This window comes from Bradyrhizobium sp. BRP56 (assembly GCF_020194035.1).
GTDB classification, from domain to species: domain Bacteria; phylum Pseudomonadota; class Alphaproteobacteria; order Rhizobiales; family Xanthobacteraceae; genus Bradyrhizobium; species Bradyrhizobium australafricanum.
In genome coordinates, this window is record NZ_JADYVV010000034.1 from 1 (window position 1) to 14743 (window position 14743).

Consider the following 14743-nt stretch of genomic DNA (forward strand, 5'->3'; position numbering starts at 1 on the left):
GCGGGCGGGCCGTTCACATTTGCTTGCGCGCCGTGTATGACGCGGCGCATCAGCCAACCCAATATCGAGAAAGAGCACGTCATGACTGACATCGTCGACATCATCGGCCGCGAAATCCTTGATAGCCGCGGCAACCCCACGGTCGAGGTCGATGTGGTGCTGGAGGATGGGTCAATCGGTCGCGCGGCCGTGCCGTCGGGCGCCTCCACCGGCGCGCATGAGGCGGTGGAACTGCGCGACGGCAACAAGGCGCGCTATCTCGGCAAGGGCGTCGAGAAGGCGGTCGCCGCCGTCAACGGCGAGATCTTCGAGGCGCTCAGCGACCAGGCGGTCGAGGAGCAGGTCGCGATCGACCAGATCATGATCGAGCTCGACGGGACGCCGAACAAGAGCCGGCTCGGGGCCAACGCCATCCTCGGCGTCTCGCTGGCCTGCGCCAAGGCCGCCGCCGAATCCTTCGACATGCCGCTCTATCGTTATGTCGGCGGCACCTCGGCGCGGACGCTGCCGGTGCCGATGATGAACATCATCAATGGCGGCGTGCATGCCGACAACCCGATCGACTTCCAGGAATTCATGATCCTGCCGGTCGGCGCCGCGTCGTTCGCCGAGGCGCTACGTTGCGGTTCGGAAATCTTCCACACGCTGCGCGGCGAACTGAAGAAGGCCGGCCACAACACCAATGTCGGCGATGAGGGCGGCTTCGCGCCGAACCTGCCGTCGGCCGACGCCGCGCTCGAATTCGTCATGAACGCGATCGGCAAGGCCGGCTACAAGGCGGGCGACGACGTCGTGCTCGGCCTCGACTGCGCCTCCACCGAATTCTTCAAGGAAGGCTCCTACGTCTATGGCGGCGAGAACAAGACCCGCTCGCGCTCCGAGCAGGTGAAGTATCTCGCCGATCTCGTCGGCCGCTATCCGATCGTCACCATCGAGGACGGCATGTCGGAGGACGACATGGACGGCTGGAAGGAGCTGACGGATGCGATCGGCAAGAAGTGCCAGCTGGTCGGTGACGATCTGTTCGTCACCAACGTCACCCGGCTTGCCGACGGCATCAAGAACGGCCGCGCCAATTCGATCCTGGTCAAGGTCAACCAGATCGGCACGCTGACCGAGACGCTTGCGGCGATCGAGATGGCCTATAAGGCCGGCTACACCGCCGTGATGTCGCACCGCTCCGGCGAGACCGAGGATTCCACGATCGCCGATCTTGCGGTCGCCACCAATTGCGGGCAGATCAAGACCGGCTCGCTGGCGCGCTCCGACCGTACCGCCAAGTACAACCAGCTGCTGCGCATCGAGCAACAGCTCGGCACCCAGGCGAAATACGCGGGCAGGGCGGCCTTGAAGGCGCTGGCGTAGCGCCCCAGCTTGAACGGGATCCAACAAAACGCAAAAGGGAGCTCGGGATGAGCGACGGCAAGAGCGGTCTGCAGCTGCGTTCGCTGCTCAAGAAGAATGGCGAGCTCGAGATATCGCTGGTCAATGTCCCGACCCCCGAGCCCGGCCCCGACGAGGTCGTGGTCCGGGTCGAGGCGACCCCGATCAATCCGTCCGATCTCGGTCTGTTGATCGGCCCGGCCGACATGTCGGCCGCCAAGGTCTCCGGCAGCAAGGAATTGCCTGTGGTGACTGCGCGCGTGCCGGAAGCGGCATTGCCGGGCCTCGCCGCACGGCTCGATGAGTCCATGCCGGTCGGCAATGAAGGTGCCGGCGTCGTGATCAGGACCGGTTCATCGGATGCGGCGAAAGCGCTGATGGGCCGCACGGTCGCGATGATCGGTGGCGCGATGTATGCGCAATACCGCACGCTGCGCGTCAACGAATGCCTGCCGCTGCCCGACGGCACCACGCCGGCGGAAGGCGCATCCTGCTTCGTCAATCCGCTGACCGCGCTTGGCATGACCGAGACGATGCGGCGCGAGGGGCACAAGGCGCTGGTGCACACCGCGGCGGCGTCCAATCTCGGCCAGATGCTCAACAAGATCTGTCTCAAGGACGGCATCGGCCTTGTCAACATCGTGCGCAACAAGGAGCAGGCCGACATCCTGCACAAGATCGGCGCCAAACATGTCGTCGATTCCTCCGCGCCCGATTTCATGGACAAGCTCACCGGCGCGCTGGTCGAAACCGGCGCCACCATCGCCTTCGATGCGATCGGCGGCGGCAAGCTCGCGGGCCAGATCCTGGTCGCGATGGAGACCGCGATCAACAAGACCGCCAAGGCCTATAGCCGCTACGGCTCGAATGTGCACAAGCAGGTCTATGTCTATGGCAGCCTCGACACCCGCTCGATCGAATTGCCGCGCGGCTTCGGCATGGCCTGGGGCGTCGGCGGCTGGCTGCTGTTCCCGTTCCTGATGAAGATTGGTCCGGAGGCCGGCAACAAGCTGCGCCAGCGCGTGGTGGCCGAACTGAAGACGACTTTCGCCAGTCACTACACCAAGGTGGTCTCGTTGCAGGAGACCCTGCAGCTCGACAATATCGCCGTCTACAACAAGCGCGCGACCGGCGAGAAATTCCTGATCAACCCGAACAAGGGCTGAGGATCGAAACGCAAGGGCCGTCCCGATGGCGCGGCCTTTTTTGCTTTGCATAGACCAATTCGGCGAAACGCTGCGTTTCCGGAATTGGACGATCCATGCACTTGCATCTTTCTTGGTGCGCCGGTAGGTGATGGCCACCAGTTTCACCGCAATCCGAGGGGAATTTGCTATGGCCTATAACATCGTCACCATCGTCGGCAGCATTCGCAAACAGAGCTTCTCGCTCAAGATCGCCAATGCGCTGGCCAAGCTTGCACCGGCGTCGCTGAAGCTCGATGTGACGACGCTTCAGGAAATTTCCTTCTTCAACCAGGACCTCGAGGCCGCGCCGCCGGCGGACTGGCTTGCCTTCCGCGAGAAGCTGCAGAAGTCGAACGGCGTGCTGTTCGTGACCCCCGAATACAACCGCTCGATCCCGGGCGTGCTGAAGAACGCCATCGACGTCGCCTCGCGGCCCTACGGCAAGAGCTCGTTCATCGGCAAGCCGGTCGGCATCATCGGCAATTCGCCCGGACCGCTCGGCGGCGTCAGCGCGGTGAAGCACCTGCAGAACATCCTGCCGGGCATTTCCGGCCCGATCCTCGGTCAGCCGGAAGCCTATCTCAACGGCGTCGGCGATGCCTTCGACGACAACGGCGAACTGACCAAGGAGTCGCTCAAGGGTGTGCTGCAGCAGTATCTCGACGCCTTCGCGGCCTTTATCGAAAAGCAGAACCGCTGAGCAAGAGCCCCGTTCCGATTGAATCGGAACGGGCTCTGAACTTGTTTTGGCGCGTTTTCCTCACGCGAACCGGTATCCACTTCGCTCGAAAACGCTCTGGTTCAGCGTTCGTTAACCCCATGGCCGCATGCTCGCGGCCATGGTTTCCCGCACACGCCTCAAATCGATTCTGACCGGGCTCGCCCTCTATACGCTGGCGGCGCTGATGGTCGGCTATTTCGGCGTCAACGCCTACACCGGCAAATACGGCTTGAACGCGCGGCAAGAGCTCGATCAGGAGATCATCGCCCTGACCTCCGAGCTGGCGCGGCTGAAGAAGGAGCGGGCCGAGGGCGAGCAGCGGGTGTCGCTGTTGCGGTCGGACCGGGTCGATCCCGACATGCTGGACGAGCGTGCGCGCTTCCAGCTCGACTACGCCAATCCGCGTGATCTCGTTCGGATCAACAAGTACTGACGACGCGTTCTCAAATTTCAAAATCATTCGCGCGCTATCACAAAAATGTCGCGCTGCGCTGCAGTGCGGCATAGCAAAATTCCATCGGGCGAACGCAATCCTTCCAAGGCGATTTGAGTTGGGTTAGAGAGGGTTCTCCGACTTCTCTCACCCGGAATTGCCATGGCCGCACCCAAGAAAAGCGTCGCAAAAGAATCAGGGCAGGAGAAGGCCGGCTCTCCCCCCGAATTCACCAAGGAGCAGGAGCTCAAGGCACTGCGGGACATGCTCCTGATCCGGCGCTTCGAGGAGAAGGCCGGTCAACTCTACGGCATGGGTGCGATCGGCGGGTTCTGCCATCTCTATATCGGCCAGGAAGCGGTCGTGGTCGGCATGCAGATGGCGCTGAAGCCGGGCGACGAGGTCATAACCGGCTACCGGGACCACGGCCACATGCTGGCCTGCGACATGGAAGCCAAGGGCGTGATGGCCGAATTGACCGGACGCCGCGGCGGCTATTCCCGCGGCAAGGGCGGCTCCATGCACATGTTCAGCAAGGAGAAGCATTTCTACGGCGGTCACGGGATCGTGGGCGCGCAGGTCTCGCTCGGCACCGGCCTTGCGTTCGCCAACCGCTATCGCGGCAACGATAACGTCAGCGTGACCTATTTCGGCGACGGCGCAGCCAACCAGGGCCAGGTCTATGAAAGCTTCAACATGGCGGAGCTGTGGAAGCTGCCGGTGATCTACGTCATCGAGAACAACCGCTATGCGATGGGCACCTCGGTGTCGCGCGCATCGGCCCAGCAGGATTTCTCCAAGCGCGGCGCCTCCTTCAACATTCCGGGCAAGCAGGTCGACGGCATGGACGTGCGCGCCGTCAAGGCCGCCGCCGATGAGGCCGTGGCCTGGTGCCGCGGCGGCAACGGTCCGATGATTCTGGAGATGCAGACCTACCGCTACCGCGGCCACTCGATGTCCGATCCGGCCAAGTACCGCACGCGCGAGGAGGTCGAGAAGGTGCGTCACGACCAGGACCCGATCGAGCAGGTGCGCAACCGCTTGCTGGCCTCGGGCGCCAGCGAGCAGGACCTGAAGGCGATCGACGCCCAGGTGCGCGAGATCGTCAACGCGGCCGCAGACTTCGCGCAGCACGATCCGGAGCCGGATCCGGCCGAGCTCTACACCGACATCTACCGCTGACCCCACCCGCGCAGACGAATTTCAAGACCGATTTCGGGAGCCGATATGCCCATTCAAGTGCTGATGCCTGCGCTGTCGCCCACCATGGAGAAGGGCAACCTCGCCAAATGGCTGAAAAAGGAAGGCGAGACCATCAAGTCCGGTGACGTCATCGCCGAGATCGAGACCGACAAGGCGACGATGGAGGTCGAGGCAACCGACGAGGGCACGCTCGGCAAGATCCTGATTCCGGAAGGCACCGCGGACGTTGCGGTGAACACACCGATCGCCACCATTCTCGTCGACGGCGAGAGCGCCGCCGACCTCGCCAAGGCGCCGGCGGCTCCAGCGCCGCAGCCGAAGGCCGCCGAGGCCGCGCCGGCCGAAGCCAAGGCGGAAGCGCCGCAGCCCGCGGCGAAGGCGCCGGCCGCGCCCGCGACCGAGCCGCTGCCAGATCCGGAAATCCCCGCGGGGACCGAGATGGTCACGCAGACCATTCGCGAGGCGCTGCGCGATGCGATGGCCGAGGAGATGCGCCGCGACGGCGACGTCTTCATCATGGGCGAGGAGGTCGCGGAATATCAGGGCGCCTACAAGGTGACGCAGGGCCTGTTGCAGGAATTCGGCGCCCGCCGCGTGATCGACACGCCGATCACCGAGCACGGCTTTGCCGGCGTCGGCGTCGGCGCGGCGATGGCTGGCTTGAAGCCGATCGTCGAATTCATGACCTTCAACTTCGCCATGCAGGCCATCGACCAGATCATCAACTCCGCCGCCAAGACGCTCTATATGTCCGGCGGCCAGATGGGATGCTCGATCGTGTTCCGCGGCCCGAACGGCGCCGCTGCGCGCGTCGCCGCGCAGCACAGCCAGGACTATGCGGCGTGGTACTCGCAGATCCCGGGCCTCAAGGTGATCGCGCCGTATTCGGCCGCCGATTACAAGGGCCTGCTCAAGGCCGCGATCCGCGATCCCAATCCGGTGATCTTCCTCGAGAACGAGGTATTGTACGGCCACACCGGCGAGGTGCCGAAGCTGGCTGATTTCGTGGTGCCGATCGGCAAGGCGCGGATTGCCCGCGCCGGCAAGGACGTCACCATCGTCTCCTGGGCGATGGGCATGTCCTATGCGCTGAAGGCTGCCGACGAACTCGCCAAGGAAGGCATCGAGGCCGAGGTCGTCGATCTGCGCACCATCCGTCCGATGGACACCGAGACCATCATCAACTCGGTGAAGAAGACCGGCCGCGCGGTGACGGTTGAGGAGGGCTGGCAGCAGAGCGGCGTCGGCTCCGAGGTCGCCGCGCGCATCATGGAGCACGCCTTCGACTATCTCGACGCGCCGGTGGCGCGCGTCTCCGGCAAGGATGTGCCGATGCCCTATGCCGCCAACCTCGAAAAGCTCGCTCTGCCCTCCGTCGCCGAGGTGGTCGCCGCCGCCAAGGCCGTATCCTACCGGTAACGCCGATGGCCGGTCCCAAGGAGCAGCCGCTGCCGCCTGACGTGATGGGCCGCGACGACGCCATCGAGGTGCTGCGCGCCTTCGTCGTCGATGGCGGCCTGTCGATCGCGTTCCAGCGCGCTTTCGAGGAGCCGGACATGTGGGGGCTCATGCTGGTCGACATCGCCCGTCACGCCGCGCGCGCCTATGCGCGCGAGAGCGAATACACCGAGGACGAGGCGCTCGCGCGCATCGTCGAGATGTTCGAAGCCGAAATCGCCCGGCCGACCGACATGGGCCAAACCAAACCGCGGTCGCAACAAGGTCACTGACAATGCCGATCAATATTCTCATGCCCGCGCTGTCGCCGACGATGGAAAAGGGCAACCTCGCCAAGTGGCTCAAGAAAGAGGGCGACAAGGTCAAGTCCGGCGACGTGATCGCGGAGATCGAGACCGACAAGGCGACGATGGAAGTCGAGGCGGTCGATGAAGGCACGATCGCCAAGATCCTGGTGCCCGAGGGCACCCAGGACGTGCCGGTCAACGACGTCATCGCGGTCATGGCCGGCGACGGCGAGGATGTGAAGGCGGCGGCCAGCGCCGGAGCGGGCGCCGCACCGGCCGCGAAACCCGCCGAGGCGCCGAAGCCCGCTACCCAGGCCGCGCCTGCGGCGGCTCCCGCACCGGCGGCGGCGCCTGCGCCGAAGCCGGCCGCAGCGCCAGCGCCGGCAGCGGCGCCTCAGGCTGCTGCACCGGCCGCGCAGGCTAACGGCCACGCCCGGGTGTTCTCATCGCCCCTGGCGCGCCGGCTGGCAAAGGAAGCCGGCATCGATCTTACCCGCATCACCGGCACCGGCCCGCATGGCCGGGTCATCGCGCGCGACGTCGACGAGGCCAAGTCCGGCAAGGGCCTGAAGGCGCCGGCGGCAGCGCCCGCCGCGGGACCGAGCATCGCGCCGTCAATGTCGGACAAGCAGATCCTCGCGCTGTTCGAGCCGGGCTCCTACGAGGTGGTGCCGCATGACGGCATGCGCCGCACCATCGCGCAGCGTCTCACCGCCTCGGTGCAGAACGTCCCGCACTTCTACCTCACCATCGACTGCGACATCGGCAAGCTGCTCGCCGCGCGCGAGGAGATCAACGCCGCAGCGCCGAAGGACAAGGAGAAGAAGCCGCTCTACAAGATCTCGGTCAACGACTTCGTCATCAAGGCGATGGCGGTCGCGCTGCAGAAGATCCCAAACTGCAACGTCAGCTGGACCGAAGGCGGCATGCTCAAGCACAAGCATTCCGACGTCGGCGTCGCGGTGGCGATGCCGGGCGGCCTGATCACGCCGATCATCCGGAAGGCCGAGACCAAGACGCTCTCGACCATCTCCAACGAGATGAAGGATTTTGCCGCGCGCGCCCGGGCCCGCAAGCTGAAGCCGGAGGAATATCAGGGCGGCACCACCGCGGTCTCCAACCTCGGCATGTACGGCATCAACCACTTCACCGCCGTGATCAACCCGCCGCATGCCTCGATCCTCGCGGTCGGCACCTCGGAGGAACGTCCGGTGGTGCGCGGCGGCAAGATCGAGATCGCGCACATGATGAGCGTGACGTTGTCGTGCGATCACCGTGCGATCGACGGCGCGCTCGGCGCCGAGCTGATCGGTGCCTTCAAGCAGCTGATCGAAAACCCTGTGATGATGATGGTGTGACGGGCATCCGCCATGTACGCGATCGTCGGTCCGTACGTCCTGCTCGCCGCTATCGCCGTCGCGTTGCTCGTCGCGGTCAACCGCGACCTGATATCGACGATCCAGTTCAGGATCATGATGATCGGCGCCGCGGTGCTGGCGCTGGCGTGGTCCGTGTTCCTCGGTGCGGTATGGCGGGAGTACGGATGAATGGCCGGCACGGCTCGCACGCGCTGGCCCTGGATCTCGCTGTTGCTGTCGGCCGCACTGGTGCTCAATCCGGTCGGATTGGATCTTCTACACTCCGCGTTCTTCGCCGGCGAGCAGCTGGCGCGGAACATCGCCCAGCCGATCGTGCTGACGGCCCTGGCCATCATGGCCGTGGTGATCGGGCTCGAATGGCTGGTCAGGTCATTGATCGCAAGAAGCCGCGCCCGCGGCGTCACACGTTGAGTTGAACGGGAGCCGCCATGGCCGACACATCCTTTGACGTCATCATCATCGGCTCCGGCCCCGGCGGCTACGTGACCGCGATCCGCGCCGCGCAGCTCGGTTTCAAGACCGCGATCGTCGAGAAATCCTATCTCGGCGGCATCTGCCTGAACTGGGGCTGCATCCCGACCAAGGCGCTGCTGCGCTCCGCCGAGATCTATCACTACATGCAGCACGCCAAGGATTACGGGTTGTCGGCCGACAATGTCTCGTTCGATCCGAAGGCGGTGGTGCAGCGCTCGCGCGGCGTCTCGAAGCGCCTCAATGACGGCGTCGGCTTCCTGATGAAGAAGAACAAGGTCACGGTGATCTGGGGAGAGGCCACGATCGACTCGCCCGGCAAGATCACGGTGAAGAAGTCGGCGGCCGAGGCGCCGAAGGGCGCCAGCGGCGAGGGCAGCTATCAGGCCAAGCACATCATCGTGGCGACCGGCGCGCGGCCGCGCGTGCTGCCCGGGCTCGAGCCCGACAAGAAGCTGATCTGGACCTATTTCGAGGCGATGGTGCCGGAGCGGATGCCGAAGTCGCTGCTGGTGGTCGGCTCCGGCGCGATCGGCATCGAGTTCGCCTCGTTCTTCCACACCATGGGCGCCGACGTCACCGTGGTCGAGGTGCTGCCGCAGATTCTCCCGGTCGAGGATGCGGAAATCGCAGGGCTCGCCCGCAAGCGGTTTGAGAAGATGGGGATCAAGATACTCACCTCGACCAAGGTGACAAAGCTCGAGAAGAAGGCCGACAGCGTGGTTGCGACCATCGACGACGGCAAGGAGAAGCCGCAAGCGGTGGAGTTCGAGCGCGTGATTTCGGCGGTCGGCGTGGTCGGCAATATCGAGAATCTCGGGCTGGAGAAGCTTGGCGTCGAAACCGATCGCGGCTGCATCGTGATCGACGGCCTCGGCAAGACCAACGTTCCCGGCATCTATGCGATCGGCGACGTCGCGGGACCGCCGATGCTCGCGCACAAGGCCGAGCATGAAGGCGTGATCTGCATTGAGGCGATCAAGGGCCTGCATCCGCATCCGATGGACAAGCTGATGATCCCGGGCTGCACCTACTGCAATCCGCAGGTCGCCTCCGTCGGCCTCACCGAGGCCAAGGCCAAGGAAGACGGCCGCGAGATCCGGGTCGGCCGCTTCCCGTTCGTCGGCAACGGCAAGGCGATCGCGCTCGGCGAGGACCAGGGCCTCGTCAAGGTGATCTTCGACAAGAAGACCGGCCAGCTGCTCGGCGCCCACATGATCGGCGCCGAGGTCACCGAGCTGATCCAGGGCTACGTCGTGGCGATGAATCTGGAGACCACGGAAGAGGAATTGATACACACCGTATTCCCGCATCCGACCTTGTCGGAGATGATGAAGGAAGCCGTGCTCGACGCCTATGGGCGCGTGCTGAATATCTGAGGCACGCGGACGGCGGCCACGGTCCCGTCATCCTGAGGAGCGCGGAGCGCGTCTCGAAGGATGCACGGCCCGGATCGAGCAGCGGGGCTCGTCGCCCTTCGAGACGGCCGCTGCGCGGCCTCCTCAGGGTGACGGGTCCGACAAAACGAATTCGCAAAGAAAAAAGAAAGAGCGCATCTCGTGAAAGACAACGACAACCTCACCATCGAACGCCCGACTTTCGTCACCCATCTCGAATGCGCGATGGAGGGCGATCATTATCCCGCCGACCAGGTGCACAACCTCTCCAAGGCCGGCAAGCCGCTGCTGGTGCGCTACGACCTTGCCGGGGTGAAGAAGGCGCTGACGAAGGACGCCCTGGCGCAGCGTCCCGCCGATCTGTGGCGCTACCGCGAGCTGCTGCCGGTGCGCAAATGCCAGGACATCGTCTCGCTCGGCGAAGTCACGACGCCGCTGATCCGGCTGCCGCGGCTCGGCGCCAGGCTTGGTGGTGGCGAGATCATCGTCAAGGACGAGGGGCGGCTGCCGACCGGCTCGTTCAAGGCACGCGGCCTGGTGATGGCGGTGTCGATGGGCAAGGCGCTCGGCATCAAGCACATGGCTATGCCGACCAACGGCAATGCCGGCGCGGCGCTGGCGGCCTATGCGACCTCCTGCGGCATCAAGACCACGATCTTCTGCCCGGCCGATACGCCGGAGGTGAATGTCAGCGAGATCGAGCTGCAGGGCGCCACCGTCTATCGCGTCAACGGCTATATCGATGACTGCGGCAAGATCGTCGGCGAGGGCAAGGCGAAAATCGGCTGGTTCGACACCTCGACCCTGAAGGAGCCGTACCGGATCGAGGGCAAGAAGACGATGGGCCTCGAGCTTGCCGAGCAGCTCGGCTGGGACGTGCCCGACGTGATCTTCTACCCGACCGGCGGCGGCACCGGCCTGATCGGCATGTGGAAGGCGTTCGACGAGCTCGAGAAGATCGGCTTCATCGGAAGCAAGCGCCCGCGCATGGTCGCGGTGCAGGCCTCCGGCTGCGCGCCGATGGTGCTGGCCTATGAGGCCGGCACCGAACACGCCGCGCGCTGGGAGGACGCCCACACCATCGCCTCGGGCATCCGCGTGCCGCAGGCGATCGGCGACTTCCTCATCCTGCGTGCGGTGCGCGAGAGCAAGGGCTTTGCGATCGCCGTCGACGACGACAAGATCAGCGCCGCCCTCAACGAGGTCGCGCGCGAGGAGGGGCTGTTGCTGTGCCCCGAAGGCGCCGCGACTTATGCCGCCTACAAAGAGAGCCTCGCCGACGGCCGCGTCAGCAAGACCGACCGCGTGATGCTGTTCAATTGCGCCAGCGGCCTGAAATACCCGCTGCCTCCGATCACCCGTACGCTCGACCGGCACAAGCCGATCGACTTCTCGCAGTTCTGACGCCTCATCCGAAGGGCCATCTTGTCGAGAGGTGGCCCTTCAAAAATAATTGGAAACAAGAAAATTGAGGGAGAGCGTGATGCGGAAGCTGGTTCTGGCCGTGTTGGCGATGTTGGCGTTGACGGGGACCGCTTCCGCGGAAACCTATCCCGCGCGCCCGATCACCATCGTGGTGCCGTTTGCTGCCGGCGGCCCCTCGGATGCGATGGCGCGCATCCTCGGCGAACGAATGAAGCAGTCGCTCGGTGAGGTGCTGCTGATCGAGAACGTGACTGGAGCGGGCGGCTCGATCGGCGTTGGCCGCGCGGTGCGCTCGGCGCCCGACGGCTATACCATCTCGTTCGGCCATCTCGGCACCCATGTCGCGAACGGCGCGATCTACAAGCTCGGCTACGACCTCGTCACCGATCTCGAGCCGGTGGTGCTGCTGCCGAGCAACCCGATGATCATCGTCAGCAAGAACGCCGTGCCGGCGAAATCGCTGAAGGAGTTGCTGGAGTGGCTGAAGTCGCGGCCGGCGCCGCCGACCGCGGGCACCGCCGGCGCCGGCAGCGGCAGCCATATCGCCGGGCTCTATTTCGAGAACGTCTCCGGCATCAAGCTGCAATATGTACCGTATCGCGGCACCGGCCCGGCGCTGAACGACCTCGTCGCCGGCCAGATCGACATCATCGTCGACCAGACGTCGAACTCGATCAACCAGGTCCGCGCCGGCAATATCCGCGCCTATGCGGTCACCGATTCCAAGCGGGTCGCGAATGCGCCTGACGTTCCGACGGTCGACGAGGCCGGCCTGCCGGGCTTCCACATGACGCTGTGGTCCGGCCTCTGGGTGCCGAAGGGTACCCCGAAGGAGATCGTGGCTAAGCTCAACGCCGCTGCGGTCGAGGCGATGGCCGATCCGGCCGTGCAGAAGCAGCTCGAGAATTTGGGCTTGCAGATGCCGCCGAAGGATCAGCTCACGCCGGATGCACTTGGCACCTGGCAGAAGGCGGAAATCGCAAAGTGGTGGCCGATGATCAAGGCCGCCAACGTGAAGGTGGATTGAGACTTGTCGTCCCGGCCCCGTGCGCAATTGCGCACTAGGCCGGGACGAAGTTATTGCGACGGCATTGCCTCGGCCGGCGCTGCGTTGCTCTCCTGCGTCACGACGCGCTCGCCGTTCTTGGCCACTGCCGTGTCGGCATCCTCGAACCGCGCCTGGTAGACCGCGAAATTCTCCATCACGCGCTGCACGTAGTTGCGCGTCTCGGAGATCGGGATCCGCTCCACCCAGTCGACCGGATCGACCTTGGGATCGCGCGGGTCGCCGTAGGCCTTGATCCAGTCGCGAACGCGGCCGCGGCCGGCGTTGTACCCGGCAAAGGTCATGATGTGGCAGTTGCGATATTCCGACAGCAAGGCGCTGAGCTCGGCTGCGCCCATCTGGGTGTTGTAGACGGGATCGGACACCATCCGGCTCCAGTCATAGCTGACGCCGAAGCGCTTGGCGGTGTCACGACCGGCCTCCGGCGTCACCTGCATCAGGCCGACGGCGTTGGCCGCCGACTTGTCGCGCTGGTCGAACGCGCTTTCGGTACGCGCGATCGAGTAGGTCATGCTGCGCCCGATATCGGGGGCGATCGGCGTGTGCTTGGGAATGCCGATCACCGGGAAAGCGTAATGGTCGAAGGCAAAGCCGCGCGCGAGCGCGATCTTGCCGATCTGCAGCATGGCGCGGGCATCGTTGCGCCGGCCGGTCAGCTCGCCGAGCGCCTCGAGCATCCCGACATCGGTGCTTTCCTCGGCGAGGTCGGCGGCGAAATAGAGCACGACATCGGGCTCGCCGATCGCATAGAGCATATCGGCGGCGCGGACCCGCTCGTCGGCCGCCATGCTGCCGGCGCTGGCGGCCGGCGAGGGCGCGCGCAGCTCGACGCCACCATCACGGCCGAGCTTGGCCAGCGCGAGCTGACCGTAATAGGCCGTCGGGTAGCGCGCGGCGGCCTGGTAGTCGGCCCGCATCGCCGCGGAATTGCCGAGAGCCTCGGCGGCGCGGCCACGCCAATAGGCGGCGCGCGCCAGCACGGTCGGGTTGGTCTGGCCCTCGTCGATATGCGCGAAGTGCGCCGCGGCGGTGTTGGCGTCGTTGAGATAACGCAGCGCGATCCAGCCGCGCATGAAGTGCATGTCGGAGCGGTAATAAGGATTGTCCGGCGCCGCCGCGGGCCGGATCACGTCATAGGCCGCCTGGTACTCGCCCTGGTCGAGCAGCTTGCGGGACAGGATGCGGCGCTCGCGCCACCACTGGTCGGTGTCCTGTTGCGCCATCGTCTCGGGCTCAGCCGCGATCGTCACGCGCGCGGCTTCGTCGACCTTGTTCTTCGCAAGCAGCCACTGAATTCGGCACAGCGTGTAGCCGAGATCGCGGCGGGCATCGGCCGGCACATCGTTGAGCGTGTCCTCTGCCTTGCTGGATTGTCCGCGGACCGCGCTGCAGGCTTTCACGATCGCCAGATCGTCGCTGCCGAGCCGCTGCGCCGCGCGCCTCGCGCCGGCGAGATCCTTGGCGCCGATCCGCTTGTCCATGCGCGCGCGATGGTCGTCGCGCGTCAGCAGGTCCTTGAACGCATCATAGGCGTCGCTCTCGGTGCGATCGGACAGCTCCTCCGAGCGCCAGGCTTCGCGCACCAGCCGGGTGGCGCCGTCGCGGTCGCCTTCGGCCAGCAGCGTGCGGGCGAGCGCGAACTTGCCCTTGCCGCTGATCGGCTGATCGAGGGTGAAGCCGTGCACCGTGGCCGGATCGCTGCGCTCCTGCCAGATCCGCGCTTCGGCGCGCTTGCGCAACAGCGTGACGCTTGGCCAATCCGGATTGGCCGTCACGAATGCTGCATAGCGGCTGAACGGCGCGCTCGATTCCGAGTGGCGCAGCAGATACCACTCGACGAGTTTTCGCCCGACCGGGTCGGTGATCCTGGCCTGGATGTCGGTCGCATCACTGGTCTTGCCTCTGCGTGCGGCGAGGATCGCATCCCTGATCGTGGCGAGATCGCCCGACAATTGCGGCCCTGCGGGCTTCTCCGGCTCGGGCGCCTTCTCAGCGGATTTGGAAGGATCGGATTTGGCCTTCGCGGATTTACGTTTGTCGGCGCCATGTCTGGCGTGCCGCCGCTTGCCGGAGGCACTCTCACGCGCGGCCTTGCCGCCATGCGCCTTCTTGTCCCCGTGGCCGCTTTTGGCCTGGTGCTGGTGATGCGGCTTGGCGGTCGCCTGGACCGGAAGCAGCGCGAGCGCGGCAGCGGTGGCGAAGCACGCCAGCGGGCGTAGGCAACGGTTCATTCCCTGGTCCCCCCTGAGAAACCATGAGGCACAACAGAACGCGTCATACGGCACAACCGCCGCAGATTATCACTACCCTCGATTCTCGAGTCTTAATGCAGC

Annotated in this window: 14 protein-coding genes; 13 read left to right on the forward strand and 1 reads right to left on the reverse strand. The window is 65.2% G+C overall.

Annotation, left to right across the window (positions count from 1 at the left end; all coding sequences use genetic code 11):
- Window positions 1–81: 81 nt before the first annotated feature.
- The 13 genes from eno to I6F38_RS23315 all read left to right on the forward strand — a co-directional run bounded on the left by eno (window position 82) and on the right by I6F38_RS23315 (window position 12371).
- On the forward strand, window positions 82–1365 hold the full coding sequence (gene eno, locus I6F38_RS23255; RefSeq protein ID WP_225161939.1) for a phosphopyruvate hydratase: 1284 nt from the start codon (window positions 82–84) through the stop codon (window positions 1363–1365).
- 47 nt (window positions 1366–1412) lie between these two features.
- The gene (locus tag I6F38_RS23260; protein WP_050384529.1) at window positions 1413–2549 is read left to right on the forward strand and encodes a zinc-binding dehydrogenase; all 1137 of its coding nucleotides are present in this window, start codon (window positions 1413–1415) and stop codon (window positions 2547–2549) included.
- Window positions 2550–2718: 169 nt separating this feature from the next.
- Window positions 2719–3270 carry an NADPH-dependent FMN reductase gene (locus I6F38_RS23265; protein ID WP_076825467.1) on the forward strand — a complete coding sequence of 184 codons (552 nt, stop codon included), beginning with the start codon at window positions 2719–2721 and terminating at the stop codon, window positions 3268–3270.
- 139 nt (window positions 3271–3409) lie between these two features.
- Window positions 3410–3724, forward strand: coding sequence for a septum formation initiator family protein (locus tag I6F38_RS23270; protein ID WP_026192803.1), 315 nt, complete (start codon window positions 3410–3412; stop codon window positions 3722–3724).
- 162 nt (window positions 3725–3886) lie between these two features.
- Window positions 3887–4906 (forward strand): pyruvate dehydrogenase (acetyl-transferring) E1 component subunit alpha, encoded by a 1020-nt coding sequence (pdhA, locus tag I6F38_RS23275; RefSeq protein ID WP_028339711.1) that lies wholly within the window; start codon window positions 3887–3889, stop codon window positions 4904–4906.
- A 45-nt stretch (window positions 4907–4951) separates the two neighbouring features.
- Window positions 4952–6346, forward strand: coding sequence for a pyruvate dehydrogenase complex E1 component subunit beta (locus I6F38_RS23280; RefSeq protein ID WP_028334064.1), 1395 nt, complete (start codon window positions 4952–4954; stop codon window positions 6344–6346).
- A gap of 5 nt (window positions 6347–6351) precedes the next feature.
- Entirely contained in the window at window positions 6352–6657 is a 306-nt protein-coding gene (locus I6F38_RS23285; RefSeq protein ID WP_018271806.1) for a DUF5076 domain-containing protein, read from the forward strand.
- A 2-nt stretch (window positions 6658–6659) separates the two neighbouring features.
- Window positions 6660–8030 (forward strand): pyruvate dehydrogenase complex dihydrolipoamide acetyltransferase, encoded by a 1371-nt coding sequence (locus I6F38_RS23290; protein WP_225161940.1) that lies wholly within the window; start codon window positions 6660–6662, stop codon window positions 8028–8030.
- Between the two features lie 12 nt (window positions 8031–8042).
- The gene (locus tag I6F38_RS23295; RefSeq protein ID WP_168858567.1) at window positions 8043–8219 is read left to right on the forward strand and encodes a hypothetical protein; all 177 of its coding nucleotides are present in this window, start codon (window positions 8043–8045) and stop codon (window positions 8217–8219) included.
- Window positions 8220–8462, forward strand: coding sequence for a hypothetical protein (locus tag I6F38_RS23300; RefSeq protein ID WP_225161941.1), 243 nt, complete (start codon window positions 8220–8222; stop codon window positions 8460–8462).
- A 17-nt stretch (window positions 8463–8479) separates the two neighbouring features.
- A complete protein-coding gene (gene lpdA, locus I6F38_RS23305) occupies window positions 8480–9901 on the forward strand; it encodes a dihydrolipoyl dehydrogenase (RefSeq protein WP_225161942.1) in 1422 nt (473 codons plus the stop codon).
- A 180-nt stretch (window positions 9902–10081) separates the two neighbouring features.
- Window positions 10082–11323 carry a threonine synthase gene (locus I6F38_RS23310; RefSeq protein WP_225161943.1) on the forward strand — a complete coding sequence of 414 codons (1242 nt, stop codon included), beginning with the start codon at window positions 10082–10084 and terminating at the stop codon, window positions 11321–11323.
- Between the two features lie 79 nt (window positions 11324–11402).
- On the forward strand, window positions 11403–12371 hold the full coding sequence (locus I6F38_RS23315) for a tripartite tricarboxylate transporter substrate binding protein BugD (RefSeq protein ID WP_225161944.1): 969 nt from the start codon (window positions 11403–11405) through the stop codon (window positions 12369–12371).
- A 50-nt stretch (window positions 12372–12421) separates the two neighbouring features.
- Here I6F38_RS23315 and I6F38_RS23320 read toward each other — a convergent pair whose 3' ends face one another.
- Window positions 12422–14641 carry a lytic transglycosylase domain-containing protein gene (locus I6F38_RS23320; RefSeq protein ID WP_225161945.1) on the reverse strand — a complete coding sequence of 740 codons (2220 nt, stop codon included), beginning with the start codon at window positions 14639–14641 and terminating at the stop codon, window positions 12422–12424.
- Window positions 14642–14743 lie beyond the last annotated feature (102 nt).

What these genes read in the sequence shown, in the direction of transcription:
- eno (WP_225161939.1), top strand. Translation starts at nt 82, where the DNA reads ATGACTGACATCGTCGACATCATCGGCCGCGAAATCCTTGATAGCCGC.
- I6F38_RS23260 (WP_050384529.1), top strand. Translation starts at nt 1,413, where the DNA reads ATGAGCGACGGCAAGAGCGGTCTGCAGCTGCGTTCGCTGCTCAAGAAG.
- I6F38_RS23265 (WP_076825467.1), top strand. Translation starts at nt 2,719, where the DNA reads ATGGCCTATAACATCGTCACCATCGTCGGCAGCATTCGCAAACAGAGC.
- I6F38_RS23270 (WP_026192803.1), top strand. Translation starts at nt 3,410, where the DNA reads ATGGTTTCCCGCACACGCCTCAAATCGATTCTGACCGGGCTCGCCCTC.
- pdhA (WP_028339711.1), top strand. Translation starts at nt 3,887, where the DNA reads ATGGCCGCACCCAAGAAAAGCGTCGCAAAAGAATCAGGGCAGGAGAAG.
- I6F38_RS23280 (WP_028334064.1), top strand. Translation starts at nt 4,952, where the DNA reads ATGCCCATTCAAGTGCTGATGCCTGCGCTGTCGCCCACCATGGAGAAG.
- I6F38_RS23285 (WP_018271806.1), top strand. Translation starts at nt 6,352, where the DNA reads ATGGCCGGTCCCAAGGAGCAGCCGCTGCCGCCTGACGTGATGGGCCGC.
- I6F38_RS23290 (WP_225161940.1), top strand. Translation starts at nt 6,660, where the DNA reads ATGCCGATCAATATTCTCATGCCCGCGCTGTCGCCGACGATGGAAAAG.
- I6F38_RS23295 (WP_168858567.1), top strand. Translation starts at nt 8,043, where the DNA reads ATGTACGCGATCGTCGGTCCGTACGTCCTGCTCGCCGCTATCGCCGTC.
- I6F38_RS23300 (WP_225161941.1), top strand. Translation starts at nt 8,220, where the DNA reads ATGGCCGGCACGGCTCGCACGCGCTGGCCCTGGATCTCGCTGTTGCTG.
- lpdA (WP_225161942.1), top strand. Translation starts at nt 8,480, where the DNA reads ATGGCCGACACATCCTTTGACGTCATCATCATCGGCTCCGGCCCCGGC.
- I6F38_RS23315 (WP_225161944.1), top strand. Translation starts at nt 11,403, where the DNA reads ATGCGGAAGCTGGTTCTGGCCGTGTTGGCGATGTTGGCGTTGACGGGG.
- I6F38_RS23320 (WP_225161945.1), bottom strand. Translation starts at nt 14,641, where the DNA reads ATGAACCGTTGCCTACGCCCGCTGGCGTGCTTCGCCACCGCTGCCGCG.